The organism is Clostridium sp. USBA 49, from assembly GCF_900167505.1.
Taxonomy (GTDB): domain Bacteria; phylum Bacillota; class Clostridia; order Clostridiales; family Clostridiaceae; genus Clostridium_AT; species Clostridium_AT prolinivorans.
This window is the reverse complement of the sequence record NZ_FUYD01000016.1, coordinates 1-26,743: the sequence shown is the minus strand read 5'-3', so window position 1 is coordinate 26,743 and position 26,743 is coordinate 1. Positions and strand designations below refer to the sequence as shown.

Here is a 26,743-nt window from a genome sequence, read left to right as displayed (position 1 = left end):
TTTTATCACCTAACTACATTTATCTTTTTCATCTTCAGTTATAGGTTTAGTTTTTACCTTGCCTTTTCTTCTTATACTGTCTTTACCTATTATAGTTTTAGGCCTTTTTTTCATAGTCCAGATGGGGAATCTTATAAATGTATCATACATAAGTTCTTGAGGTTTTAGTGGGCTTAATGGAGAAAAGTAAGGTACTCCAAAAGATTCTAAAGATAATAGGTGTATGGCTATAAATATTAATCCGCATGTAAGTCCTACCATACCTGCAAATCCTCCTAACATTAAAAGTGTAAAACGAATATAGGATAAAGGCATTTGAAGTTCTGGAGTAGGCAGTGCAAGAGCACATACAGCTGAAAATGCTACAATTATAATCATATGTGTACTTACAATACCTGCACTTATTGCAGCTTGACCTAAAACTAAACCACCTACTACACTTACAGCCTGCCCCATAGTTTTTGGCATCCTAAGATCAGCTTCTTGCAAAACAAGATAAGTAGTAAGCATAAATGAAGCTTCAAACATTGGAGAAAATGGTATACTTGCTCTTGCTCTTATGATATTTATAATTAATTCTGTTGGTAAAAGTTCATGATGGAAAGTAACTAAAGATACAAAAGCTGCAGGTAATATTAAAGACAATATAAATGATAAAAATCTAATAATACGAGATAATGTAGCAGCGTAAAATCTTAAATAATAATCTTCAGGAGACATAAAAAATTCTACAAAAAGAGTAGGAACAATTAAAACAACTGGTTCGGTATTTATAAAAATTGCAACTCTTCCTTCTAAAAGTTTTCCACAAACTACATCAGGTTTTTCAGTTCTAAATATGGTTGGGAATATACTAAATGGGCTATCTTCTATATATTCTTCAATGTAGCTTGATGCTAAAACTGAATCTATATCAATTTGTTTTATTCTATTTCTAACTTCATCTACAATGCTTTTGTTTGCTATATTTTCCATATAAACTATACTTAAATTTGTGTTGGTTTGCCTTCCAACTTTTAAACCTTCTACTTTAAGGTTGGGACTTTTAATTTTTTTACGTATAAGAGAAATATTTATATAGTGGTCTTCTATAAATCCTTCTTTAGGACCTCTTGTAACGCTTTCGCTTACAGGCTGCTCTATGGATCTTGAAGGGGGACTTTTTATATCAATTGAGTATCCTCTATCAATTCCATTAATCATTAAAATCATTTCACCTTCAGTAATAGCTTCAACTATTTGATTTAAATCCTCTATTTCATCAGATTCATCAATCCCAGCAGCAGATTTACAATATTCTTTAATATTGTTTATATGTTGATAATTAGAAGGATGGCTGCTTAATTTATTAATAATATTTTCAGCAATTTGTGAAGATATCATGTTTTTTATATAAATACAAACAGCATTATATTTATTATCACTCATAATATTTATTTCTCTATAAATTATGTCATCACATTTTGTAAATACTGTTTGTATATATTTTTTATTTCTTTCAAGATTTTTAGAAGGAATTAATTTTTTAGGTGTTTGTGCATTAACATTTTCTTCTTCACCTTTAAATATATTGTTTATTGATGTTTCTATTTCTTTATACTGAATACCTTGATTTTTGTCTTGTTTATATAATAAATTTTTGAAAAAATTATTCATAACTATCACCACTATAATTTTTATGATTTAGTTTATGTAAAAAATATATATTTATACTCACTTATATGTAAGAATATATTGTCAGAATATGCAAATAATAAAATAAGTAAAAAAATAAGAAGGTGATTTTTATTAAACTTTCAAATGTACTTGCTCAAAATATAGATTTATTTAAAAAAATATTTAAAGGTGACGACACAATAAAATTTAGAGAAATTCAAAATAAGTATAATAGAAATTTAAGATATTGCATTATATATGCAGATGGTATGATAAACAAACAAGTAATTGTCGAATACATAATAGAGCAGCTTATGGATGTTAATTTGCAAAATTTAAATATAATAGAGAGAATATCTCCTAAAAATATTTTAGATATAATAGCTAAAAATGTTATAAATGTCTCTGAAGTAAAAAAAGAAGAAGATATTGATAAAATGATAGGAGGTATGCTATATGGCGATACTATAGTTCTTATGGATGGTGTTAATGAAGCATTAGTTTTAGATAGTAAAGGATGGCCAACAAGAACTATAAATGAACCTCCTTCAGAAAAGAAAGTAAAAGGTCCTAGAGAAGGATTTACTGAAAGTATTATTACAAATACAACTCTTATAAGAAGAAAAGTAAAAAATAAAGATTTAAAATTTACCTTTATGGAATTAGGAGAAAAAACAAAAACTAAGATAGCTTTATGCTATTTAGATAAATTAGTTTTACCTGATATACTTGAAGAACTTAAAAGAAGGTTAAGTAAAATAAATATAGATGGTGTATTAGAATCTCAATATATAGAGGAATTTATATCTGATGCACCACTTTCCATATTTAAAACTATAGGAAGTACAGAAAGCCCTGATACAGCAGCAGGAAAAATACTTGAGGGAAGAATTGTACTTTTATGCGATGGAACTCCTTTTGTACTTACACTTCCTTATATATTTATAGAATATTTTCAAAGTTATGAAGATTATTATAATAATTATATATTTTCTTCTTTTAATAGGATTTTAAGAATATTTGCATTTTTTTTATCTATAAGTGTTCCTTCTTTGTATGTTGCAATAACTAGTTTTCATCAGGAATTAATACCAACATCACTTCTTTTAAGTATATATGCTTCAAGGATTGGTATTCCATTTCCTACTATAGTTGAAGCTGTATTTATGTTAATTGGGTTTGATATATTAAGAGAAGCAGGAGCAAGGCTTCCAGAACCTATAGGTCAGGCAGTAAGTATTATAGGCGCTTTAGTACTTGGAGATGCAGCAGTAAATGCCAGAATTGTAAGTGCTCCTATGGTAATAGTTACGGCGTTAACAGGTCTTGCTTCTTTTCTTCTTCCTAATATGGTAGGAGTACTTATAATAATCAGATTTATATTATTAATTCTTTCATCAATATTAGGTTTATATGGTTATATATTTGGTATTATGGCTTTATTTATTTATTTAGTTTCAATAAGATCATTTGGAATTCCTTATATGATGAATAGCTCAATTATAAGATTTGAAGATATGAGGGATGCAAGCGTTAGAAAACCTTGGCCTTATATGAATTTTCGTCCAAAACTATTTAATAAAGACAGGCAAAGGCAGCGTAAAATAAAAAATTAAAGGTGGAACAATTTATGAAAGTTTTCAAAAAATTGCTGCTTATATTTATGATAATAGTAAATACATTTTTAAGCACTTCTTGCTGGAACTATAAAGATATTGAAAGGTTTAATATTGTTATGGCTTTTGCAATAGATAAAATAGATAATGAATATATACTTACAGTAGAGATTGTAAGGCCTGAAACAGGACAAAATCAATCACAGTATATGTCAAATATTTATGAATATAAAGGAGCAACAATGTTTGAAGCAGTAAGAGGATTTATAGAAATAGCAGGTAAAAAATTATTTTGGGCACATGCAAGTGTAGGAATTTTAAGCAAAAGTATTGCTTCTGAAGATATTTCATCTGTACTTGATTTTTTTTATAGAGATGTAGAGCCTAGAGAAAATTTAATGATATTGATATCTAATAAAGATACAGCAAAGGAAATATTAGAAACAGGCCATAAAGAAAATGAACTTAGAAATACTAAACTTGAATATATATTAGAAAATCAAAAGGATTCTTCAAAATATCCTAAAGTTATGCTTACGGATGTAATAGAAAATCTTGCATCTAAAGAAAAAGCTATTTTAATACCTCTTATAGACATAACTCATGGAAATGATAATATAACACCAGAAATTAAAGGCAGTGCTGTATTAAAATATAATAAAGTAGTAGGCTACTTAACAGGAGAAGAAACTCAATATGCATTATGGGTTATGGGAAAATTAAAAGGAGGAGTTTGGGCTGTTCAAGATATAGCAGAAAGTGATAGTGATATTACCTTTGAAGTATTTAAAAACAAAACAAAAATAAAACCAGAATATGAAGATGGTAAAATTAAAGTAAATGTTTATATTACAACTACTGTAAGCATTGGAGAAGTTAATGGAAGTATACCTTTTTATAAAGAAGATGTTAAAGAGAAAATAAAAAAAGATGCTGAAAAAAAGCTTAAAAATAGATTAGAGTATATAGTAAAAAAAATGCAAAATGAATATAAAAGTGACATTTTTTCATTTGGAGATAAAATAAACATAGAAAATAAAAATTTATGGAAAAGTTTAAAGCCAAAATGGGATGAGGAGTTTGAAAAACTTCCAGTAAATATAAATGTTGATTTTATAATTAAAGGAAGCGAAATAAGTTCAAAGCCTATAAAGGAGGAGTAATTGGTGAATTTACTGTTAACAATATTTATATATATGTTTATAATTTTTATAGAAGTAATACCATTATACAAAAATAAGGCAAAAAAGAAAGCTTTAGTATATATTATTGTTATGCTATTACCATTAATTCTTAGTGTAAACATAGCATCAGGCAGTGAAATGCAAAGCATAGCATCAATTACAACAAAACTTTTTAAACCTATATTAAAGCAATTTCAGGAGATGTGATTTATAAATGAATAAAGAAATAATTTCAGACAAACAAGGTATAATATTAATTATATTATTTATATGGGGAAGTGCTTTAGTTTTAGGTACGGCAGGTGCAGCACTAAAAGATGTATGGCTTGCAAAAATATTAGGTATATTAATGGCTTTACCTGTATTAATGATTTATGCAAAACTTCTTTCTATGTTTGAAGGTAAGGATATATTTGATATTTTAAATTTAGCCTTTGGTAAAATTATTGGAAGAATTATTAGCCTTATATATATATGGTATGCTCTTCATATAGGAGCTTTAGTATTATATACTTTTAGCGAATTTGTATCTACTATAGGATTAAATGAAACTCCTAAAATAGTGTTTATGGGAATGCTTATGTTTCTTTCTACTTGGGCAGTAAAAGAAGGAATTGAAGTTCTTGGAAGATGGGCAGAAATATTGATAGTATTTCTTGTATTTATAATTTTTATGAATTTAATATTGTCTATACCTAATATGAAGATTAACAATTTATTACCTATACTTGAAAATGGAGTAAAACCAGTTATTAAAGGAGGCTTTTCTGCCTTTTCTTTTCCATTTGCAGAAACAGTTATATTCACAATGGTTTTTTCATGTTTAAAAGATAAAAAATCTATTTTTAAAACTTATATATCAGGTCTTTTATTATCAGGAACTGTTTTAGTTTTTATTGCAGCAAGAAATATAATGGTATTAGGTTCATATTTTATGTCTACAACTTATTATTCTACATATAATGCTGTTGAAAAAATAAATATAGGGTATTTTCTTCAAAGACTTGAATCAGCTGTATCAATTGTGCTTTTAATTGCAGGATTTGTTCAGATAAGTATTTCTCTTTTAGGTGCTTCAAAAGGCATTTCTAAAATTTTTAATTTTAATGATTATAGATTTATAGTTACACCTACAGCTTTAATTTTAATGAATTTAGCATTTTTAGTTTCAGATGATATGATGGAACTTACGGAATGGAATTTAAAAGTTTATCCATATTATGGTTTTATATTTGAGGTAATATTACCACTTTTAACTTTTTTTATATGCAAAATAAGATATAAAAAAATAATTACAAATATAAATAATGGATAATTAATATAACCGTGATATAATTAAATTAATAATATTGCAATTATTAATTTAATTATATAAAGGTGAGATTTATGAAAGTGGATATTATTATTTCTGCAGGGGATATAAAAAAAGAAAAAATTTTAGATAAAACGGTAGTTGTTATAGATATGCTCAGAGCAACTTCAGTGATAGTTACAGCTATCAATAATAGATGTAAAGAAGTTATACCTGTTTTAACTATTGAAGATGCTTTAAAATTTTTAAAAGAAAATAGAGATAAGTATATATTAGGGGGCGAAAGAAAGGCTGTAAAAATAGAAGGATTTGATTGTTCTAATTCTCCTCTTGAATATACAAAAGAAACAGTTAAAGATAAAACAATAGTGCTTACAACTACTAATGGAACTAGAGCTATAAAAAGTGCAGAAGGAGCTGAAAATATTTTAATTGCAGCTTTAATAAATGGAGAGGCTGCAGCTAAAAAGATAATAGAACTTAATAATGATGTTGTATTTATAAATGCTGGAACTTATGATGAATTTTCTATAGATGATTTTATTTGCAGTGGATATATAATTGATTGTTTAAAAATTTTAAAAAAAGATATAGAACTTTCTGATATAGGTACAACTGCCCATTATATTTATAAAAACAATGAAGATATTTTTAGCTTTATAAAATATGCTAATCACTATAAAAAGATTAAAAAATTAAATCTTATAGATGATATTAATTATTGTTGCCAAAAAAGTATAATAAATATTGTACCTCAATACAAAGATGGAAAAATAACAACATAAAAATATTTGTAATCAAATACTTAAATAGTTCATTTATAAAATCTATGGGAAAATAACAAAATATAAAAAATCATGCATATAAAAGTACGAATAAATATTTTACTTTTATGTGCATGATTTATATATAAGTCTTATTATATTAGTTATTTATTAGTTTTATATTAGTTTTATATTAGCTTTATATTAAAATTTTCAGATTTAATTTAGTATAATATCTAATTTAGTATATTTTTACATTAGCAGCTTGAGGACCTTTCCGTCCTTGAACTATTTCAAACTGTACTTCATTACCAGCTTCAAGTTGCTTATCCATTTTTACAGCTGTATAATGAACAAAAATATCGTCTCCTCCATCTTGAGATATAAATCCATAACCTTTTTCTGGATTAAACCATTTAACTATTCCTGTTTCCATAAATATTATCCTTCCTTTATTTAATTTATTTTAAATTTATTATGTTACAAATCTATGATAAAAATACAAGCAAATATATGTTATGTTAATTGCAAGTTATGTAACTTTCTGTTGGTTTGATTTGTGTGTTATAAATACAAGCAATTATAAGTTAATTGTAACTACTAATAAAATACTATTTAATTGAGTTTTTATTATAAAATAATTAATTATGAGTTTAATTATAAGAGAAATATTATATTAAGAAAGGATAATAAAAGTGATTATATAATTATTTAATAGATACATAAGTATTATCTTTTATATAAAATCTCCAAAGATAGTCTTTAGCTTCTTCTGCGTAATCTATATTTATTCTTTTAGAAGCCACTATATGAAAATTTTCTTTAATATCATTTTCTAATATATAAAGCCTTGATCCGCATAAATCTTCTCCGTTTAAAGTTCTATCTATATTTAGTGCTTTACAAAGTTTACCTGGACCGTTAGTCAAGCCTAATTTTTCTCTTTTAGAAATTATTTTATAATCTTTTTTATATCTAAATTTACTCATGATTTCAAAACCTTTTACAGGTTCTAAAGCTCTTATTAATACAGCTTGAGGCTTATTTATTTCCTCTACAACAACATTCATACAGTTATACATTCCATATATCATATAAACATAGGCAAAACCTGGATTACCATACATAACTTCATTTCTAGGAGTTCTTCTATTATTATAAGAATGAGCAGCTTTATCAGTAGGGCCCATATATGCCTCTGTTTCTACAATTTTTCCTATAACTTCTTCATTATCTATTAAGTGAACAAGATATTTTCCTAAAAGGCATTTTGCAACTGTAACTGCATCTTTTTTGTAAAATTCTCTTTTAAGCTTTTCCATAACTTTATTATTTTAAGCCTTATTTTTATCTTTTTTACCTTCGTTATTTTTTGGCATAGAACCCATACCGTTTAGTTGCTGCTGAGCTTGATCTATAAGTACATTCATTTGCGTTAGTGCTGCATTTGAATGTATTTGATCATTAGCTTGCTGTAAAATTTGTATAGCCTGAGAAATAGACTTTTCTACTTCCATTTGAGCTTGTTCTTGCTGCTTTTGAGCTTCTTTTCTAAAATCACTTATTTGCTTTAAAAGTGTATTTAAAGCTTGAGAATTTTTAAAGTTTCCATTAGAATTCTGGTTATTTTGTTTATTTTGATTTCCATTATTCCCGTTATTTTGAGAGGAATTAAAATTCTCTGAAGAAATAAGAGAACTGGATTGTATATCATAAAGAGCCTGCTGCATACTGCTTAGCTGTTCTTTAAGACTGCTTATTTCTTGAGCCATTTCGCTATCGCTTGTGCTTCCAAAATTACTGTAAAGATCATCTAATGAATTGTTTTCATTGTTATTTGCTCCAGTCATAAATATACCTCCATTCATTAAAATTAAGCATTATAATATTATTTTTCCCTAGTATTTCCTATTTATACTCTATTTATGAAAACACAATTATTATTTATAGATATAAAAGATTTCAAAGTTATTTATTTTTATGTTGGATGTCTATTTGTTTAATAAACATATACTTTGTGCGGATATTCCTTCGCCTTTTCCTGTAAAACCTAATCCTTCTTCTGTAGTAGCTTTTACATTAACTTTATTGTAACTTAAATCTAAAGCTTCTGATATATTTTTTATCATATTAGGAATATAACTTGCCATTTTAGGCTTTTGAGCTATAATAGTTGAATCTATATTTTCTATATAATAACCTTCGCTTTTTATAAGTTTTCCAACTTCTTTTAAAAGAATAAGGCTTGATATCCCTTTATATTTATCATCTGTATCTGGGAAATGTTTCCCTATATCGCCAAGAGCAGCAGCTCCTAAAAGGCTATCCATTATAGCGTGCAAAAGTACATCTGCATCTGAGTGTCCTAAAAGACCTTTTTCATAAGGTATTTCTACGCCTCCTAATATAAGTTTTCTACCTTCTTTTAATTTATGCACATCATAACCCATTCCAATTCTCATATATATCTCCTTTAAAATAAAATATATTTTTTATTTATACATATAAAATTTTCATAATAATTATCAAAATTATTTTAACATAAAAAGACAATATAATACATTACATATTTTAGTATTTGAATATAATAAATCATAAAATAAATTTTTATGGAGGAAATATAGTTAATATGTAGAATATAGATAAATAATAATGCTAAATAAGTATTATTATTTTATTATTTACTAAAGAGGAGAAGAAGTTATGGTTAGAGAACTTAATTATTATGCAGAAAAATTAAATAATAAAAAATATAAATTAAAAATTATGGAAAAATTAACAATAGGCGTAATTATAATGTTAATTTTGTATCATGTAAATATTAAAGATTATTTTATTTTCCATAATTTGGTTGAAATATTAAGTGTAATAACAGGATTTAGTATATTTATAATAGCAAAAAATACTTATGGGGTTTCTAAAAATTCAAATTTTATGTTTTTAGGTATGTGTTTTTTACTTATAAGCTCTTTTGATTTTTTACATGTTTTAACATCTTATAATGGAGGAATATTTAATATAGAAAAATACAATTTATCAATTCAATTTTATTTAGTAGCAAGATATATACAAACAAGTGTATTCTTTTTATTTTGTATATTTAATTTAAAAGAAGAAAAAATAACCAAAGCTTCAAACTTTATAATTTTTCATTACGTATCAGCACTAATATTTTTCTTTTTAATTTTTAAATTTCATTATTTCCCAGTTTGTTATGATCCAAACATAGGACTAACATTATTTAAAAGAATAAGCGAGTATATAATGTTTGCTATATTTTTTATAATAACAGTGATTTTATTTAATAATAATAAAGCTCGTGAAGGAATGTCTAAATTCTTAATATTATCCACAGCTTTTATGGCTGCTTCACAATTATGTTTTGCTGTTTATATAAATTATACAAGCATTATTAGTATATTAGGTCATATATTTAAATTAATATCTTTTTACTTTATATATAAATTTATAGTTAATATTACGCTTCAAAAGCCTTATGATATGATTTTTTATGAACTTAGAAAAGCTTATGGTGATTTAGAAAATAGGACAAAAGAACTAGAAGACATAAACAAAAAATTAAATCAAAGTAAAAAAAATTATCAAGCTCTTTTAGATTTTCTGCCATATGCAATGTTTGCTCAATGCGATGGCAAATTTGTGTTTGTAAATAATGCTACTTTAAAGCTTTTAAAATATGAAAATTATAGTGATATATTAGGTAAAGAAGTAATGAATTATGTTCATGAAGATTATCATAAAATAATTATAGATAGAATGAATAAAGTATATAAAGAAGGAATAACTACAGATTTGATAGAAATAAAATTAATTGCTAAAGATGGAGAAATTATAGATGTAGAAACTAAATCTTCTCCTTATGTTTTAAAAGATAAAAAAGGAGTTTTAGTAGTTGCTGGAGATATAAGAGAAAGAAAAGATGCACAAAAGAAAGGAAAAGCATTAGAAGAAGCTAAAGAATGTGATAGAGTAAAAAATGAATTTATGGCAAACATATCTCATGAACTTAGAACACCTCTTAACGTTATATTTGGAGCATTACAGCTTATAGAATATTATATTATAAATGATAACATATATGAAAATAAGCAAAATATAAAAAAATATATAAAAAGTATGAAACAAAATTCTTATAGAATGCTTAAACTTGTAAACAATCTTATTGATTTAAGCAAAATTGATTCTGGTTTTTTAAAGTTAAATCTGCAAAACTATAATATAGTAAGTGTCGTTGAAGACATTACACTCTCTGTTGTGCAATATATTGAAAGTAAAGGTATAAATATTGAATTTGATACTGAAGTTGAAGAAAAATACATGGCTTGTGATGTATATGTAATTGAAAGAATAATATTAAACTTATTATCTAATGCTATTAAATTTACTAATAAAGGGGGCAAAATTTGGGTTAATATTTATGATAAAGGGGATTGGATTGTAATAAAAGTTAAAGATTCAGGAATAGGTATACCAGAAGATAAAATTGAAGTTGTGTTTGATAGATTTAAACAAGTAGATACAAGTTTTACAAAAAATATTATAGGAAGCGGTATAGGACTTAATCTTGTAAAATCATTGGTTGAACTTCATGGAGGAAGCATATCTTTAAAAAGCAAAGTTAATGTAGGAAGTGAGTTTACTATTAAACTTCCAGTAAAATTAACAAGTGAAAATGAAATTGCAGTAACTATTGATAATGCCCAAGAAAAAGTAGAGAGAATTCATATTGAATTTTCTGATATATATTATTAGATAATGATAAAAGGCTCTTAACTTTATGGATTTTAAAGGTTCTTAAAAATTAAGAGCCTTTTATTTTGCAATATAAATTTTATGATTAATCTTGCAATAAGCTGTAAATAAATTTTCATTATACAATGAGTAGTATGTTTATTATCAATTTACTTTAAAATATAGTGGTCAATTCTAAGAAAAAATAGTTTTTGAAAGATAATTATTTTATATATTTATAATTTGAAAAAAATAGACTACAAATTGCTTTATAAATATTTACATCCTAAATACTATAAAACTTAATAGTTTTTATAAAAATTTTATTTGGTTTAAAATTATAAATTATAGATTTTAATATTTAAAAATTAATTACAAAAATAATAGAGTTATAATATAGATTTATGATAAGGGGATGTAGATTTACGATTATTATGATTATTAGAATTATGAGTTTTTGAGAAAAAGTAAAAAATATTCTTTAATTTATTAAGAATTTTCATAAAAAATTCTTTAAATTTATTTTTATTATTGTTTTTAAATTTGTTTTTATTTTTAAAATCAACCCAGATAACGTTATCACTCATGATGCTTTGCCTCCCAATTTAAATTATCCTTAAATATATAATAACATATATTTAAAAGAAAGTTAAGAAAATTCTAATAATTTAATGGCTATATTTAAAATAAAATAATCCACAAAAGTATAAACACATTATCCACAGTGTTGTGGATAATGTTCATATTATTTTACCCTTGAAGCTTCTTCGGTTTTTATAGAGTTATGTATAAGCTTATTTAAAGTTATAAGTTCTTCTTCTGTAAGATATCTCCATTTACCTATAGGAAGATCTTTAAGATGTATATTCATAATTCTTATTCTGTTTAATTTTAATACTTTATACCCAAAAACTTCACACATTCTTCTAATTTGCCTGTTTAATCCTTGAGTAAGAATTATTCTAAATACATATTTACTTTCTTTTTTTACAATACATGGCTTAGTAATAGTACCTAAAATTTTAACTCCCATAGACATTCCTTTTATAAATTCAGGTGTTATAGGTTTATCAACAGTTACTATATATTCTTTATCATGGTTATTCCCAGCTCTTAAAATTTTATTTACTATATCTCCATCATTGGTTAAAAGAATAAGCCCTTGAGAATCTTTATCTAATCTGCCTATTGGAAATATTCTTTTTGGATAATTTACAAAATCAATTATATTGTTCTTTACTTTTTTTTCAGTGGTAGATACTATTCCTACAGGTTTATTAAGAGCTATATATACAAGATTTTCTTTATTTTTTAGAGGCTTTCCGTCTAATTTAACTATATCACCTTTTTTTACTTTACTTCCTGTTTCAGCTTTAATACCATTTATAGTAACTCTTCCTTCGTCAATAAGTTTATCAGCTTCTCTTCTTGAGCATATTCCTTTTTCACTTATAAATTTATTTATTCTAATTTCAGAATTTTGTTCTTTATGTGTAATTATATTTTTATTTGAAATAATATTTTTATCTTTGTAGATTTTATTATTTTTTTTCATTACAATCTCCTTTACTGTAAAATATTTTACTATTATTATATACATCAAATATTAAACATAAATATAATTTGTTAAAACAATAATATAAGTCAGTATATCACTAACATAACTGCTTGTTGCACATATAATAAGAAAATATATTATTTTTAGCAAAAAGACGATTATTATTTTATAAAAAATATATTAATTTTTGAAGTTAGATATTTATATTGTATAAAATATTTTCATTTAATCAAATATAAAAATATATTGACAAATAATTTGTCCAATGATTAATATATTATTATATAATAATTTTTTTTGTTTAATATAAATTGGAGGGATAATAATGAAAAATGTTACAATCTATACTTCAGATACATGCACATATTGTACACAAGCAAAAGAATATTTAAAATCAAAAGGAATAGCTTTTGAAGAAAGGAATATAAAAGACGCTTCATATAGAAGAGAACTTATGGATATGGGTTTTATGAGTGTACCCGTTATAAAAATTGATGATGAAACAATACTTGGATTTGATAAAGAGAAAATAGATTCACTACTAGGTCTTTAGTAATACAGTACATTAAAATAAAAAAGCTGCCAATTTGGCAGCTTTTTTATTATTTTTGTACATTTATCAGGAAAAATTGTTATATATTATGGCATTATTATAAATCAATCAATCGTAAAAAAGGCAATTTTTTTTATTTTTTCTATTGACAAAAATTTAAAAAGTGATATTATATTTTATGTAAGGAAAATAATTATTAATAAATAATAATTGTTCAAAACAAAAATAATTAAATAAAATATATCATGTTATATGGAGGGAATTGACTATGAAAAAATTTGTTTGTAAAGTATGTGGATTTATTTATGAAGGAGAAACTGCACCAGAAAAATGTCCAGTTTGTGGTGCTCCAGCAGAAAAATTTGAAGAACAATCTGAAGAATTAGTTTGGGCAGATGAACACAGAATTGGTGTAGCTCAAGGACTTGACGAAAGAGTAATAGCAGGCTTAAAAGAAAATCTTAATGGAGAGTGCTTTGAAGTTGGTCTATATTTAGCAATGGCTAGACAAGCGTTTAGAGAAGGATATCCAGAAGTAGGATTATATTATGAAAAAGCAGCTTATGAAGAAGCTGAACATGCTGCTAAATTCTGTGAACTTCTTGGAGAAGTTGTAACAAATTCTACTAAGAAAAATCTTGAAATGAGAGTTGCTGCTGAAAATGGAGCTACAGCAGGTAAAAAAGAACTAGCTACACTTGCAAAACAACTAGGCTATGATGCAATTCATGACACAGTACATGAAATGGCTAAAGACGAAGCAAGACATGGGAAGGCATTCCAGGGACTTCTTAATAGATATTTCCAAAAATAAAAAATCATTAAAAATATAGTGTTTTAGATACTTTGAATAAAATATTTTAAATCGGAGTGGAAAAGTTTCACTCCGATGAAGACAAGACTTTTTATGATAGATGTCATGTTGAGTTAACTATTAAAATATTAAAAATAAATCCAGTAGAAGGCTTTGCTATTTACTACTGGATTTATTTTATTAAATTATAAATTATAAATCAAAAATGAATATGGAGATTTTTAGCGTAAATAAATAAAATATGAACAATAAACGTTGAGTAAAATCTAGAATTTATTTTCTATTTTTTAAAAGTATCTCCACTAAAGTATACCTTCAGATTTTAATATGGATTCAAGTTCTTGAAGTTTTTGAGATAAAAAAACAAATTTTTCTTTTACCGTTTCCTTAGAAAAACTTTGCTGACTTAAATTTTTTTCCATAGATTCAACCATTTCTAAAGCCTCATCAATATCTTTTTGAACTATCTTTAAACTATCTTCTTTCATTTGCACTCTCCTTTAGTTTAAATTATTTCTTATTTTTTTCATTCCATTTTCATTTATAAAAGGCGCTGAAAATTCAAATATTTTTTCATGTCCACAATGTGAACAAACACATGCACATAAATCATAAGGAATATCATCAATAAGTGCAATTTGTATATCTTCAGTTAAATAATCACCGCCACATATTTCACAAGGAGTATGGTTTATAACTTTATATTCGCTTTCGATATATTTCATTATATCTCTTAAGGTCATATTTTGCCTCCTATTTAATTCTTAAATTTATATATAAATGGTAGCACTATATAAAATTAAATGCAATAGTAATGAAATACTATCATATAAATAATAGAGAATAAAATAAATAACAGTATTAAAAAAATAAACTATAATTTATAAAACATTTAAGATTATATTAGTCTTTGAAGGGAGCTATGAAATGTGATTAATATTATTTGGTTTTTTATTTTAGCAATTGGAATAATTATTGGATTAATTACAGGCAGAGGAGATATTATATCTAATTCAATTATATCCACAGCTTCATCTACAGTAGATTTTATTATTAAATTATCAGGAATTTTATGTATTTGGTGCGGTGTAATGAAAATTGCAGAAAAAAGTGGATTAACTGAAAATTTAGCTAAGTTTTTAAAACCTATATTAAAATTAATTTTTAAAGATGCTGCCAAAGATGAAAAAGCTATGGGTGCAATTATAATGAATTTGACTGCAAATATGATGGGGCTTTCTAATGCCGCTACTCCTTTTGGAATAAAAGCTATGGAAGAAATGGATAGATTAAATCATAATAAAGGTGTTGCTAGTGATGATATGTCTTTGTTTTTAGTATTAAATGCAGCTTGTATTCAGCTTGTACCAACAACTGTTATATCTGTAAGAGCTGCAAGTGGTTCTCAAAATCCAGGTGGAGTTATTATTCCAGCATTAATAGCTTCAATAATAGCCGCAGTTATGGGCGTAATATATTGTAAAATACTTCAAAGATATTTTTAAAAATAAGTAGTATATAAACAAAGCATTAAAAATAAACAAGGAGAAATTATAATATGATATTTATTAATTATTTAGGACAATTTTTTTTAAAGTCATCAATACTACTTTTTACGAAACTACCTTTTGAAAAAATTTTTTCTTTTGATTATGCTATAAAGTCTATAATAGCTATAATTATATTAATTATTATAGTTTATGGAATGATTAAAGGGGTTAAAGTTTATGAATGTTTTGTAGAAGGAGCAAAAGATGGAATATTAATATGTATTAGAATATTTCCATATCTTTTAGCTATGTTAGTTGCTATTGCTGTTTTTAGAGAATCTAAGGCATTAGATTATTTTATTTTTTTAGTAAAACCATTGGTAAGCATTATAGGACTTCCTCCAGAGATTCTTCCTTTAATATTTATAAAGCCTCTTTCAGGAAGTGGAGCTTTAGGAGTTCTTTCTGATATATTAATAAAATATGGACCTGATAGCTTTATAGGTATGCTTTCTTCAATAATAATGGGTACTACAGAGACAATTTTTTATACACTAACTGTATATTTTGGAGCAGTTAAAATCAAAAAAATAAGACATACTTTATGGGCAGCAATTTTAGCAGATATAACTGCAATAATTGCCGCAGTTACATTGACCAGACTTATATTTTAATTAAAGATTAAGATAAATTAAGATAATTATAGATTTATCTAAAAAATACACATTTTGCAACAATAAACGGTAATTAATACTATATAATACAGATTACCATAACTTGAAAATTGGTATTTTTATATATATAATTATCACATAATTACATATAGTAATAATATTTTTTATTTGGGGGAAATTTATATGATTGAAATTAATAATGTAAACAAAAGTTATAATGGTACTACAAAGGCGGTGAACGATTTAAACTTAACAATACCAGAAGGAGTTATTTTCGGATTTTTAGGACCTAATGGTGCGGGAAAGAGTACTACTATTAAAATGATTACTGGAATTTTAAATAGTGATAGTGGAGAAATAAAAATAAACGGTATAAGTATAAAAGACAATCCAATTGAAGCTAAAAAACAGTTTGGATATGTTCCTGATAATCCAGATATGTTTTTAAGACTTAAAGGACTTGAATATTTAAATTTTATGGCAGATATTTATGAAGTACCAAAAGAAATTAGGGAAGAAAGAATTGAAAAACTTTCTAAAAGATTTGAAATGATAGATTCTTTAAATGATAAAATACAAAGCTATTCTCATGGTATGAGACAAAAAATAGTACTTATTGGAGCTTTAATACATGAACCTTCAGTTTGGATTTTAGACGAACCTTTAACAGGGCTTGATCCTAAATCTTCTTATACATTAAAAGAAATGATGAGAGAGCATGTTTCAAATGGTAAAACTGTATTTTTTTCAACTCATGTATTAGAAGTAGCTGAAAAAATATGTGATAAAGTAGCTATTATAAATAAAGGCAATATATTATTTTGTGGGACTTTAGACGAAATGAGGGAGCATTTTAAGTCTAATGAATCATTAGAAAAGATGTTTTTGGAGTTGACTGAAAATGAGTAAATTTTTAATTTTAACTAAAGTTTTATTAAAAAGCAGTGGAGAAAGTTTAGTACAAAAGGATAAGAAAAAGCTCCCTAAAACTATAGCTTTTATTGTACTTATAGCTATAGCTTTTATACCTATGATTTTTGGTTTTGCAGCTATGGCAAAAGCTTCCTATGAAGAACTTATTAAAATAAATCAAGAAGGATTATTGATTGAATTAGTAATTTCAGTATCTAATTTTATAATATTTATATTTGGATTTTTTTATGTTTTAAATACTTTTTATTTTTCATCAGATATAGAAAATTTATTACCACTACCATTAAAGCCATCTATAATATTAGGATCAAAGTTTACAGTAGTATTAATATATGAATATATAACTGAAATTATATTCTTGCTTCCTATAATGATTATTTACGGAGTTATGAGCAATATAGGTGCTATTTATTATTTATATTTAGCGATAGTTTTTTTTACTTTACCTATTGTACCTTTAGTAATTTCATCTATTATAAGCATTGTAATTATGAAATTTATTCCACTTACCAAAAATAAAGATCTTTTTAAAACTGTTTCTGGTATTTTAGGTCTTGCAATTGGATTAGGATTTAATTGGATTTTTCAAAAATTAGGATCAAGTACCCAAAATACTGAAGATATGATAAATATTATGATGCAGGGAAAAAACTCATTAGTTGGAACTTCAAAAACTATATTTCCAAATACAAAATTTGCAGTAAATTCTATGCTTTATAGTGGAGAAATAAAAGGCTTATTTAACATATTTATTTTTTTATTAATAAATGCAGTTTTTATATTAATATTACTCTTTATTGGGGAAAAAATTTATTTTAAAGGTGTTATTGGTATTTCAGAAACTTCATCAAAGCAGAGAAAATTAAGCAAATATGAAATAAAGAAAAATATTAAAGAAAATTCTATTTTAAGAGCCTATTTAATTAAAGAATTAAAAATTTTATTTAGGACACCAGCTTACTTTATGAATTGTGTAGTAATAAATTTTTTATTTCCTATAATTTTATTTTTACCATTTTTATCTCAACCGGATATGATGAAAGAATTAAGCAAGGTTAGAAATTTATTAAATAGCTCTACTTTATCAGGAATTGTAATTGCAATATGTTTTGGAGTAATTATGTTTATATCTACATCTAATCCAACAGCATCTACAGCTATATCTAGAGAAGGAAAATACATTTTTACATGTAAATATCTTCCGATAAGTTATAAAAAACAAATTATTTCTAAAGTATTATCAGGTGTAATATTAAACTTTATAGGGTTAGCACTTTTAATATTGACATCCTCTATAATATTAAAGCCACCCTTTTATTTAATTATACAGATTACTATATTATCAATAATAATTACATTTTTCACAAATTTTGTAGGTATATTTATAGATTTAATGTTCCCTAAACTATTATGGGATAATGAACAAAGGGCAGTTAAAAATAATATGAATGCTTTAATATCAATGATTTTAGGATTTATAATTTTAGCATTAACTATTGGGGCTGTTGTTTGGCTTAAATTAAATCTATGGACTGCTTTTGGAGTATTGGCTGTTATTTATGGTGCTTTTGATTTAATTTTATATTTTTTATTAACTTCTGTTGGAGTAAAATTATTTAGTAAAATAGAATAAAAAAATCAGCTTTTAAGCTGATTTTTTTATTCTTAGGATATTGTGATATAATAATGTTGTGAAAAAACATAGGGTAATAATGTATAATAAAGTTAGCAATAAGCTGACCAATAGAGAATATAATTACAAGAGAAAGAATGAAAATTAAAAACTCATATTAGTAAATTTTGGAGTGGTTATTGTGCTTAAATGGAAAGAACTCTATGAGCAGTGTAATACATGTGAAAAATGTGAACTGAAAAATAACAGAAAAAATGTTGTTTTTGGAGAAGGAAATTTAAGAGCACCTATTATGTTTATTGGAGAAGCACCTGGAGCAGATGAAGATAGACTTGGTAAACCATTTGTAGGAAAAGCAGGGCAGCTTCTAACAAAAGGATTAACAGCGTTAGATTTATTAAGAGAAAGAGACTATTATATATGTAATGTATGTAAGTGCAGACCTGAAAATAATCGAACTCCTTATGATGAAGAAGCTTTAACCTGTCTTCCTTATTTAAGAAATCAGGCAGCTTTAATAAGACCTAAAATTATAGTTTGTTTAGGTTCTGTAGCTATGAAATTTGTAATAAGCAAAGATTGGAAAATAACAAGAGATAGAGGTAAATGGATTGAAAGAAAAGGATGCTATATGATTGCAACATTTCATCCAGCAGCATTATTTAGAGATGAAAGTAAAAAAAAGTTATTTTGGCATGATTTAAAGAGTGTAAGAAAAAAATATGATGAAGTTTTAAATAGTAATCAGAATAAATATCAAGAATAAATATACATGGAATTTAAAACTTAAAGAAAACTTTGGGTGGTTTTAGCGGAAAGTGAAAAGGATACAGTTTAATACTGTATCCTTTATATTTATTCAAATACATTTATTATAGAGCCGAATATATCTTTATTGTCTTTAATTTTTTCTTCACTTCCAAGAACACAGAAATAATTTTGATTCATAACATCGGTAATTAAATTAGCAAGATTTTTAATATCTTCTTTAGTAGTATTTAGTATTTCAGTTCTTTCTTTTTGCAAAGATTCATAACTTACATGTCTTATATAATATTCATCTGATACAATAGCTTTCATTGCAGGCGTCAATGGTGAATCAAGTTCACTTATAGTACCAATTATATATTTTGTCATTTCTCGATTATCTGCATCAAAATTTTTAATAAAATCTCCAGCTTTAGAATAAACATCTAAAGTTTCTTTTAAATTAGGATCTCTATAAGAGCTGAAAACTGTGTTACCTCCCCATTGAAAATTAGCAAAGGCACCATAAGCTCCTCCTTGAACTCTAATTTTATTCCATAAATAATCATAGCCTATTATAGTTTTTAAAACTTGTAGATGTCCGTTATAAGAGTATCCTAATTCTTTAAAATTATATGCCTTAGCAACGTATTGAACTTTAGAAGAAGTCATAAGACCTTCATTTAATGCACCAAATTCAAATTTATAATCATTATAAGATAAATTTTCGTCATTTAGATTTTCAAATAACGCAGGAAAATTTTCTTCAAAAATTTTATAATATTTGTCTTCAGCAGTAAAACTTACAAGAAGATTATTTTTATTAAATATTAATGTAGAAACTTTATTTAAATTTTCTATAATTTCTTTAACTTTATCTTTAAAATTACTTTCTAAATCTACAATAAATTTATAAAAAGATAATCCCATAAGAGTTTCTTCGTATTTAGCTATAGGTGAAAAATAAGAACAAACTCTTTTAGCAGCTACAGTATGACCTCTTTGTAACATTCTCATTTCTAATCTTGATTTCATTTCTTGAATTATTTCTTTTAAACGTTTTTCATCATCGAATTTACTATGAGTTAATATTTCACCTAATATTTCCATAAGGTTAGGAAGCTTTGTTATTAAAGCTTTAGCTCTTACTGAAAACTTAGGATAAAAAATAGTGTTACTGCCACATTCAGAAAAAGCCTCTCCGGAAAATCTTATGCCTCCAGTATTTATATTTATTATATTTGAAAGTTCTTCATAGCTGTATTTTTCAGTTCCTATTTTGCCAAGTATAGAAGATAATAAACTAATATAAGGCAGTAAATTTTGTGGGACAGTACTTGAATCAAAATATAAATTTACATAGCCTATTCCACTTGTAAATAATGGATGAAAGAGAGTTTTTATTCCTAATAAATCTTTTTCTAAAAGAGGAAGTTTTTCAGTTTTAACTTCAATATCTTTTAATGATAGTAAAGGAATAGTTTCTAATATTTCCTGTGGGTCAGGAGTTTCTTGCCTTTCTTTTAATTTATGTGTATTTTCAATAATTTTAGAAATTTCGTTTTCTGTTAGACTAGCTTTATAATTTGCAAGCTTTTTTCTAAGTTCTTCATTTTTTTCTTCAGCAAGACCTTTTTTAGGTTTAATTACAACTAAAGAACGATGAAGATTATTAATAAGATATTTACTTATAAGTTTTTCAAAATAATCTGTTGTTAGAGCTTTTTTTATAGAATTTAAAGCTTCTTGATATTCTAAATGTACAAAAGGACTTTCACCATACAACCAACTGTCCATACACCTTATTCCGTACATTAGTCCTTTAGGATATCCGTTATACTCGGCCTCTCTTAATTGAAATTCTTTAATATTAATTGAAGATTCAATTAATTTTTTATCTATTCCATTATTTACAAGATCAGTAAGAGTATCAAATATAACTTTTTTAAAATCTTCAATTTTATTTTCATTAGAATTTTTAACCACTATGCTGAAAGTAGGTTGCAGTATACTATTATCATAAGAACCAAATACATCTTTGCCTAAATTAGCATTAATTAAAGCTTTTTTTAATGGAGCTGCAGGAGTTTCAAGCAATAGATGTTCAATAATATCAAAAGCTAAAGATAATTCTTTATCAGTTCCTTTACCTATTACAAAGTTTAAACTTAAAAAAGTTTTATCTTCTTCTTTTTCATTGCAAGAAATAGGATAATTATATATAACTTTTTTTTCTTCAATAAAAGGTTTTTGCTCAGCAATTTCAGAATTTATCTCAAGTTTATTAAAATTATTTAGATATTCTTCATTAATAAATTTTAATTCTTCTAATATGTCCATATCTCCATAAAGAAAAATATAGCTGTTAGATGGATGATAGTATTTTTTGTGAAAATTAATAAATTGCTCGTAAGTAAGTTCTGGTATTACATCAGGATCTCCGCCAGATTCAAAACTATAAGGAGTATCAGGAAATAAAGATTCTTGAATTTTTCTCATAAGTATTGATTCTGGAGAAGAAAAAGCTCCCTTCATTTCATTATAAACTACACCTTTATATGTAAGTTCATCATCTTTATTTTCTAATTCATAATGCCAACCCTCTTGCATCATTATTTCAGGGTATTTATATATGTTAGGATAAAAAACTGCATCAAGATATACATCCATTAAATTATGGAAATCTTTAAGATTTCTGCTGGCAACAGGATACATTGTTTTGTCAGGGAAAGTCATAGCATTTAAAAATGTATTTAAAGATCCCTTTATAAGTTCTACAAATGGCTCTTTTGATGGAAATTTTCTAGAACCACAAAGTACTGAATGCTCAAGTATATGAGTGAGCCCTGTACTGTCTTTTGGAGGTGTTCTAAAACTTATTGAAAAAACTTTATTATCATCATCGTTTTCTAAATGAAATAATTTTGCCCCGCTTTTTTCATGTTCAAAAATTCTTCCTATAGAATTTAATTCTTCAATATTTTTTTCTTCAAGTAATTTAAAACCATTATATGTTTTATTTAATTCAAGTTTCATATATTGTTACTCCTTTCTAAATTTATATAATTATATTCTCCAAAATTTGGTGCAATTATTATATATTTATTATATAACAAAAATTTACTCTTTTTAATAAAATAATAATATTTAACAAATAAATATTAAGTTTTATAAATATTTATTTTATTATTTAAATTTTTTGTTTAAAATATATTAATATAGGTATTTAATATGAGAACTAAATATAGCTTAGTAAAATAAAATAGTTTAAGCAAATAAAAATTTATTTTAAAAATAGATGAGTATTATTTTAATAGGAGTTTATTTTTGAAATTAGATATTTATAATATGCAAAATATAGTTGAGGTGGAATAATGTTTGATATAGATGAAAAACTTATGAAAAAACAAATTGGGGATGTAATATATTCTAGAGGACTTGATTTATATTTAAGAAATAAAGTAAGAAGTATAGACTTTAATATGTATGAATCAAGTAAAGGAAATATTTTGCATATAAAATCATCAGTTGAATCAGCTTATGGAATTAATGTATATGATGTAAATTTAGATATAGAAATTGATACTGGGAATTTACAATATGATTGTAATTGTATTTATACAATAAATAATAATAATATATGTAAACATTGTGTAGCAGTATTATTAAAATGGAATAGAGAAAAAGAAGAATTAATGAAAAGAAAAGGTACAGTAATTTCAAAGGATGTTGACGAAATAATTGAATATTTTAAAAACAATATTATAAACAATTCAGATAAAATTAATAAAAGGGAACTGGATTTAGATATAAAATTTGAAATAAATAACTTTAATGAAGAAACTTTTAATTCAATTGAATTAAAGGTTGGTGAAGGCAAAACATATGTTATAAAAAATATAAAAGAATTTTTATCTGTAGCAAAAAATAAACATAAAGTTATTGAATTTAGCAAAAATTTTATTTATGATCCTGAAATATTTGATTTTAAATACGAAGATAAAAAGATTATTGATTTACTTGTTGAAATATATGAAATGGATGAATTTATATCATCACTTGATAGAAATAGATTTTTAGGTAAATTTAAAGGAGTGTTTTCGGGTAAAAAAGTTTTTTTGAATGATACTCAGGTAAAAAAGCTTTTAGATTTAATGAAAGGTAAAAAATTTCATATTATTATAAATGATATTAATATGGAAAATGTAGTTATATTAGAAGAAGATATTCCTTTAGAATTTGATATTAAAATAAATAGTAATGGATTAATTATTAAGCAAAACAATGATATTCCAATTCCTATAACAAGAAAAGCAGAGTATTTTTTTTATAAAAATAATATATACAAGCCTAGTGAAAATCAGGCTAAGACATATATTCCTTTTTTTAATGAAGTTATAAATTCTTCAAATAAAAGTATGGTTTTTAATAAAAAAGATATAGAAAAAGTAGCAGCATATGTTATACCTAATTTAAAAGAGATAAGTAAAAATATAAATATTGATGAATCGTTAAAAAAAGATTTATATAGAGAAGATCTTAAAACTACTATATATTTTGATAAAGTTGAAGAATCAATATTATGTGATGTAATATTTAATTATGGTGATATACAAATAAATTCTTTAAATGAAAATTATAAAAATAATGATAATAAAATTTTAATAAGAAATATAAAAGAAGAATTAAATTTAATAGCGTTATTAAAAAGTATAGGCTTTGAAGAGGAAAGATATAAGTATGCTCTTAAAGATGAAGAAAAAATAATTCAGTTTTTAACAGAAGATATAAATAAACTTCAGGAATATGCAGATATTTATTATTCTGAAAGCTTTAAAAATATGAAAGTCTATACTTCTTCAAATATTAAGTCTAGTATAAAACTTAACGATGAAGATCTTTTAGAATTTACATTTAATATAGATGGAGTAGATAAAAAAGAACTTAAAAACATTTTAGAAGCAATAAAACAAAAGAAAAAATATTATAAACTTAAAGAAGGCAATTTTGTGTTTCTTGAAAATGAGGAAATTCAAGATATAGGAAATATGGTAGAATATCTTGATATAAAAGCTTCAGATTTAGAAAAGCAAAAGGTTTTGCTTTCAAAGTATAATGCCTTTTACATAGATGAAAAATTAAAAAATAGTAAGATTTCAATAGAAAAAAATAAAAAATTCAGAGAACTTGTAAATACTATTAAAGAAGTAAAAGATATAGATTTTACCCCTCCTAAACATTTAGAAAGTATAATGAGGGACTATCAAAAATTTGGATTTAAATGGCTTAAAACATTGGCTGCTTGTGGATTTGGAGGTATATTAGCAGATGAAATGGGGCTTGGGAAAACACTTCAAACAATTGCATTTATAGAATCGGAAATAGAAGAAAATAATGAAAATAAAAAGCCATCTTTAGTAGTAGCACCTACTTCTTTAATATATAATTGGGAAAATGAAATAGAAAAATTTGCACCGAATTTAAAAGTTTTAGTTCTTTCCGGGAGCAAAGAAGAAAGAGAAGAAAAAGTAAAAGAAATAGAAAAATTTGATATAGTTATAACTTCTTATCCTCTTATAAGAAAAGATATAGAAAGTTATAAAAATATAAAATTCAGATATTGTATAATAGATGAAGCTCAGCAAATTAAAAATCCTTCTTCTGTTAATGCTCAATCAGTAAAAGATATAAAAGCAGATGGATATTTTGCATTAACAGGTACTCCAATAGAGAATTCACTTATTGAATTGTGGTCTATTTTTGATTTTTTAATGCCAGGTTATTTACTATCTAATAGAAAATTTTCTCAAAAATATGAAATACCTATAGTTAAAAACAAAGATATGAAAGCATTAGAAGAACTTAATAAACATATAAAGCCTTTTATTTTAAGAAGGCTTAAAAAAGACGTTATAAAAGAGCTGCCGCCAAAGATTGAACAAAAACTTGTAGTAGAGATGTCAGAAGAACAAAAAAAGCTTTATGCAGCTTATATTGAAGACGCTAAAAATGATATTTCTAAAGAAATAAAAGAAAAAGGTTTTAATAAAAGTAAAATTAAAATATTATCAACGTTAACTAGGCTTAGACAAATCTGCTGCGATCCATCTGTGTTTGTAGAAAATTTTAATGGAGAAAGCGGAAAGATGGAAGCATTAGATTATCTTCTTGAAGAAAGCATTATAAAAGGCCATAGAATTTTATTATTTTCTCAATTTACTACTGTATTAAAAAATATTGCTAAAAGATTAGATAATAATAAAATTGATTATATGTATTTAGATGGGCAAACAAAGAGTGAAGAAAGAGGAAAAATGGTTAAACAATTTAATGAAGGAAAGGGAAGTGTATTTTTAATTTCTCTAAAAGCTGGGGGTACAGGGCTTAATTTAACAGGAGCAGATGTTGTTATTCATTTTGATCCTTGGTGGAATCCTGCAGTTGAAGATCAAGCTACAGATAGAGCACATAGAATAGGCCAAAAGAAAACTGTAGAAGTAATTAAAATTATAGCTCGTGGAACTATAGAAGAAAAGATATATAATATACAAGAAAAAAAGAAATCTATAATAAAAAATGTTATGAATGATGAGCAAAATGTTGAAGAAAATTTAATATCACAAATGACACAAGAGGAAATTGAAGAACTTTTTAAAATATAAAAAGTAATTTTTTAAAAATATATTAAAAATTGTTGACAAAAAAATTAATAGATGATAAACTATAAAAGCTGTCAGATGACAGCGAAATGATTGGTCTTTGAAAATTAAACAGAGAATAAGGTAATAACCAGCAATTCTTTTGATAAATAAAGCATGAGCTTAAAATCAGACTTTTAAATTGAGAGTTTGATCCTGGCTCAGGACGAACGCTGGCGGCGTGCCTAACACATGCAAGTCGAGCGAGAAACTTTTGTTTCTAGCGGCGGACGGGTGAGTAACACGTGGATAACCTGCCTCATAGTGGGGGATAGCCTCCCGAAAGGGAGATTAATACCGCATATTATTAAATCTTCGCATGAAGATTTAATGAAAGGAGCAATCCGCTATGAGATGGG

General features: G+C 25.1%; 25 protein-coding genes and 1 rRNA gene. 16 read left to right on the top strand and 10 right to left on the bottom strand.

The genetic code is table 11. From position 1 onward, the window contains the following. Positions 1–9: 9 nt before the first annotated feature. On the bottom strand, positions 10–1,656 hold the full coding sequence (locus B5D11_RS11435; protein WP_078683159.1) for a spore germination protein: 1,647 nt from the start codon (positions 1,654–1,656) through the stop codon (positions 10–12). 122 nt (positions 1,657–1,778) lie between these two features. Between B5D11_RS11435 and B5D11_RS11430 the strand changes: the two genes are divergently transcribed. The 5 genes from B5D11_RS11430 to B5D11_RS11410 all read left to right on the top strand — a co-directional run bounded on the left by B5D11_RS11430 (position 1,779) and on the right by B5D11_RS11410 (position 6,553). Continuing rightward, positions 1,779–3,272: a spore germination protein gene (locus tag B5D11_RS11430; protein WP_078683158.1), complete on the top strand. Its 1,494-nt coding sequence runs from the start codon at positions 1,779–1,781 to the stop codon at positions 3,270–3,272. Positions 3,273–3,286: 14 nt separating this feature from the next. Continuing rightward, positions 3,287–4,435: a Ger(x)C family spore germination protein gene (locus tag B5D11_RS11425; protein ID WP_078683157.1), complete on the top strand. Its 1,149-nt coding sequence runs from the start codon at positions 3,287–3,289 to the stop codon at positions 4,433–4,435. A gap of 3 nt (positions 4,436–4,438) precedes the next feature. Beyond that, positions 4,439–4,663 carry a hypothetical protein gene (locus B5D11_RS11420; RefSeq protein WP_078683156.1) on the top strand — a complete coding sequence of 75 codons (225 nt, stop codon included), beginning with the start codon at positions 4,439–4,441 and terminating at the stop codon, positions 4,661–4,663. Between the two features lie 7 nt (positions 4,664–4,670). After that, complete coding sequence (locus B5D11_RS11415; RefSeq protein ID WP_078683155.1) at positions 4,671–5,771, top strand: GerAB/ArcD/ProY family transporter; 1,101 nt, start codon at positions 4,671–4,673, stop codon at positions 5,769–5,771. A gap of 71 nt (positions 5,772–5,842) precedes the next feature. Next, entirely contained in the window at positions 5,843–6,553 is a 711-nt protein-coding gene (locus B5D11_RS11410; protein WP_078683154.1) for a 2-phosphosulfolactate phosphatase family protein, read from the top strand. A gap of 220 nt (positions 6,554–6,773) precedes the next feature. On the opposite strand, the gene B5D11_RS11405 is transcribed toward B5D11_RS11410, so the two are convergent. From B5D11_RS11405 to ispF, 4 genes are all read right to left on the bottom strand, one after another. Then, positions 6,774–6,968, bottom strand: coding sequence for a cold-shock protein (locus B5D11_RS11405; protein ID WP_078683153.1), 195 nt, complete (start codon positions 6,966–6,968; stop codon positions 6,774–6,776). 271 nt (positions 6,969–7,239) lie between these two features. Next, positions 7,240–7,854 carry a DNA-3-methyladenine glycosylase gene (locus tag B5D11_RS11400; RefSeq protein WP_078683152.1) on the bottom strand — a complete coding sequence of 205 codons (615 nt, stop codon included), beginning with the start codon at positions 7,852–7,854 and terminating at the stop codon, positions 7,240–7,242. Between the two features lie 12 nt (positions 7,855–7,866). Then, entirely contained in the window at positions 7,867–8,382 is a 516-nt protein-coding gene (locus tag B5D11_RS11395) for a hypothetical protein (RefSeq protein WP_078683151.1), read from the bottom strand. Between the two features lie 141 nt (positions 8,383–8,523). Further along, positions 8,524–8,994 carry a 2-C-methyl-D-erythritol 2,4-cyclodiphosphate synthase gene (gene ispF, locus B5D11_RS11390; protein ID WP_078683150.1) on the bottom strand — a complete coding sequence of 157 codons (471 nt, stop codon included), beginning with the start codon at positions 8,992–8,994 and terminating at the stop codon, positions 8,524–8,526. A 241-nt stretch (positions 8,995–9,235) separates the two neighbouring features. Here ispF and B5D11_RS11385 point away from each other — a divergent pair, with 241 nt between their 5' ends. Beyond that, a complete protein-coding gene (locus B5D11_RS11385; protein ID WP_078683149.1) occupies positions 9,236–11,305 on the top strand; it encodes a sensor histidine kinase in 2,070 nt (689 codons plus the stop codon). A gap of 368 nt (positions 11,306–11,673) precedes the next feature. Here the strand turns inward: B5D11_RS11385 and B5D11_RS11380 are convergent, their stop codons facing one another. Together B5D11_RS11380 and rluF are read right to left on the bottom strand one after the other, a co-directional pair. Beyond that, on the bottom strand, positions 11,674–11,871 hold the full coding sequence (locus B5D11_RS11380) for a hypothetical protein (RefSeq protein ID WP_078683148.1): 198 nt from the start codon (positions 11,869–11,871) through the stop codon (positions 11,674–11,676). Between the two features lie 158 nt (positions 11,872–12,029). Next, the gene (gene rluF, locus B5D11_RS11375; RefSeq protein WP_078683147.1) at positions 12,030–12,839 is read right to left on the bottom strand and encodes a 23S rRNA pseudouridine(2604) synthase RluF; all 810 of its coding nucleotides are present in this window, start codon (positions 12,837–12,839) and stop codon (positions 12,030–12,032) included. Positions 12,840–13,167: 328 nt separating this feature from the next. Here rluF and B5D11_RS11370 point away from each other — a divergent pair, with 328 nt between their 5' ends. The 3 genes from B5D11_RS11370 (at position 13,168) to B5D11_RS13005 (ending at position 14,400) form a co-directional block, all read left to right on the top strand. After that, complete coding sequence (locus B5D11_RS11370; RefSeq protein ID WP_078683146.1) at positions 13,168–13,395, top strand: glutaredoxin family protein; 228 nt, start codon at positions 13,168–13,170, stop codon at positions 13,393–13,395. Between the two features lie 268 nt (positions 13,396–13,663). Beyond that, the gene (locus tag B5D11_RS11365; RefSeq protein ID WP_078683145.1) at positions 13,664–14,209 is read left to right on the top strand and encodes an NADH peroxidase; all 546 of its coding nucleotides are present in this window, start codon (positions 13,664–13,666) and stop codon (positions 14,207–14,209) included. A gap of 56 nt (positions 14,210–14,265) precedes the next feature. Beyond that, positions 14,266–14,400: a hypothetical protein gene (locus tag B5D11_RS13005; RefSeq protein WP_278320361.1), complete on the top strand. Its 135-nt coding sequence runs from the start codon at positions 14,266–14,268 to the stop codon at positions 14,398–14,400. A 111-nt stretch (positions 14,401–14,511) separates the two neighbouring features. On the opposite strand, the gene B5D11_RS11360 is transcribed toward B5D11_RS13005, so the two are convergent. Further along, the gene (locus B5D11_RS11360; RefSeq protein ID WP_078683144.1) at positions 14,512–14,697 is read right to left on the bottom strand and encodes a hypothetical protein; all 186 of its coding nucleotides are present in this window, start codon (positions 14,695–14,697) and stop codon (positions 14,512–14,514) included. Positions 14,698–14,709: 12 nt separating this feature from the next. Beyond that, positions 14,710–14,952, bottom strand: a complete 243-nt coding sequence (locus B5D11_RS11355) for a metal-binding protein (RefSeq protein WP_078683143.1) — start codon at positions 14,950–14,952, stop codon at positions 14,710–14,712. A 186-nt stretch (positions 14,953–15,138) separates the two neighbouring features. Between B5D11_RS11355 and B5D11_RS11350 the strand changes: the two genes are divergently transcribed. The 5 genes from B5D11_RS11350 to B5D11_RS11330 all read left to right on the top strand — a co-directional run bounded on the left by B5D11_RS11350 (position 15,139) and on the right by B5D11_RS11330 (position 19,705). Continuing rightward, entirely contained in the window at positions 15,139–15,714 is a 576-nt protein-coding gene (locus B5D11_RS11350) for a nucleoside recognition domain-containing protein (RefSeq protein ID WP_078683142.1), read from the top strand. 200 nt (positions 15,715–15,914) lie between these two features. After that, positions 15,915–16,373 (top strand): spore maturation protein, encoded by a 459-nt coding sequence (locus B5D11_RS11345; protein WP_078683171.1) that lies wholly within the window; start codon positions 15,915–15,917, stop codon positions 16,371–16,373. 183 nt (positions 16,374–16,556) lie between these two features. Then, on the top strand, positions 16,557–17,282 hold the full coding sequence (locus B5D11_RS11340) for an ABC transporter ATP-binding protein (RefSeq protein ID WP_078683141.1): 726 nt from the start codon (positions 16,557–16,559) through the stop codon (positions 17,280–17,282). Beyond that, a complete protein-coding gene (locus B5D11_RS11335) occupies positions 17,275–18,939 on the top strand; it encodes a putative ABC transporter permease subunit (RefSeq protein WP_078683140.1) in 1,665 nt (554 codons plus the stop codon). The genes B5D11_RS11340 and B5D11_RS11335 overlap by 8 nt, the downstream gene beginning before the upstream one ends. Positions 18,940–19,120: 181 nt before the next feature. Further along, positions 19,121–19,705, top strand: coding sequence for a uracil-DNA glycosylase (locus B5D11_RS11330; RefSeq protein ID WP_078683139.1), 585 nt, complete (start codon positions 19,121–19,123; stop codon positions 19,703–19,705). Positions 19,706–19,794: 89 nt separating this feature from the next. Here the strand turns inward: B5D11_RS11330 and B5D11_RS11325 are convergent, their stop codons facing one another. Beyond that, positions 19,795–22,722: an insulinase family protein gene (locus B5D11_RS11325; protein WP_078683138.1), complete on the bottom strand. Its 2,928-nt coding sequence runs from the start codon at positions 22,720–22,722 to the stop codon at positions 19,795–19,797. Between the two features lie 338 nt (positions 22,723–23,060). On the opposite strand from B5D11_RS11325, the gene B5D11_RS11320 reads away from it, so the two are divergent. Further along, a complete protein-coding gene (locus B5D11_RS11320; protein WP_078683137.1) occupies positions 23,061–26,348 on the top strand; it encodes an SNF2 helicase associated domain-containing protein in 3,288 nt (1,095 codons plus the stop codon). Between the two features lie 174 nt (positions 26,349–26,522). Further along, positions 26,523–26,743, top strand: a 16S ribosomal RNA gene (locus B5D11_RS11315); the annotation flags it as partial.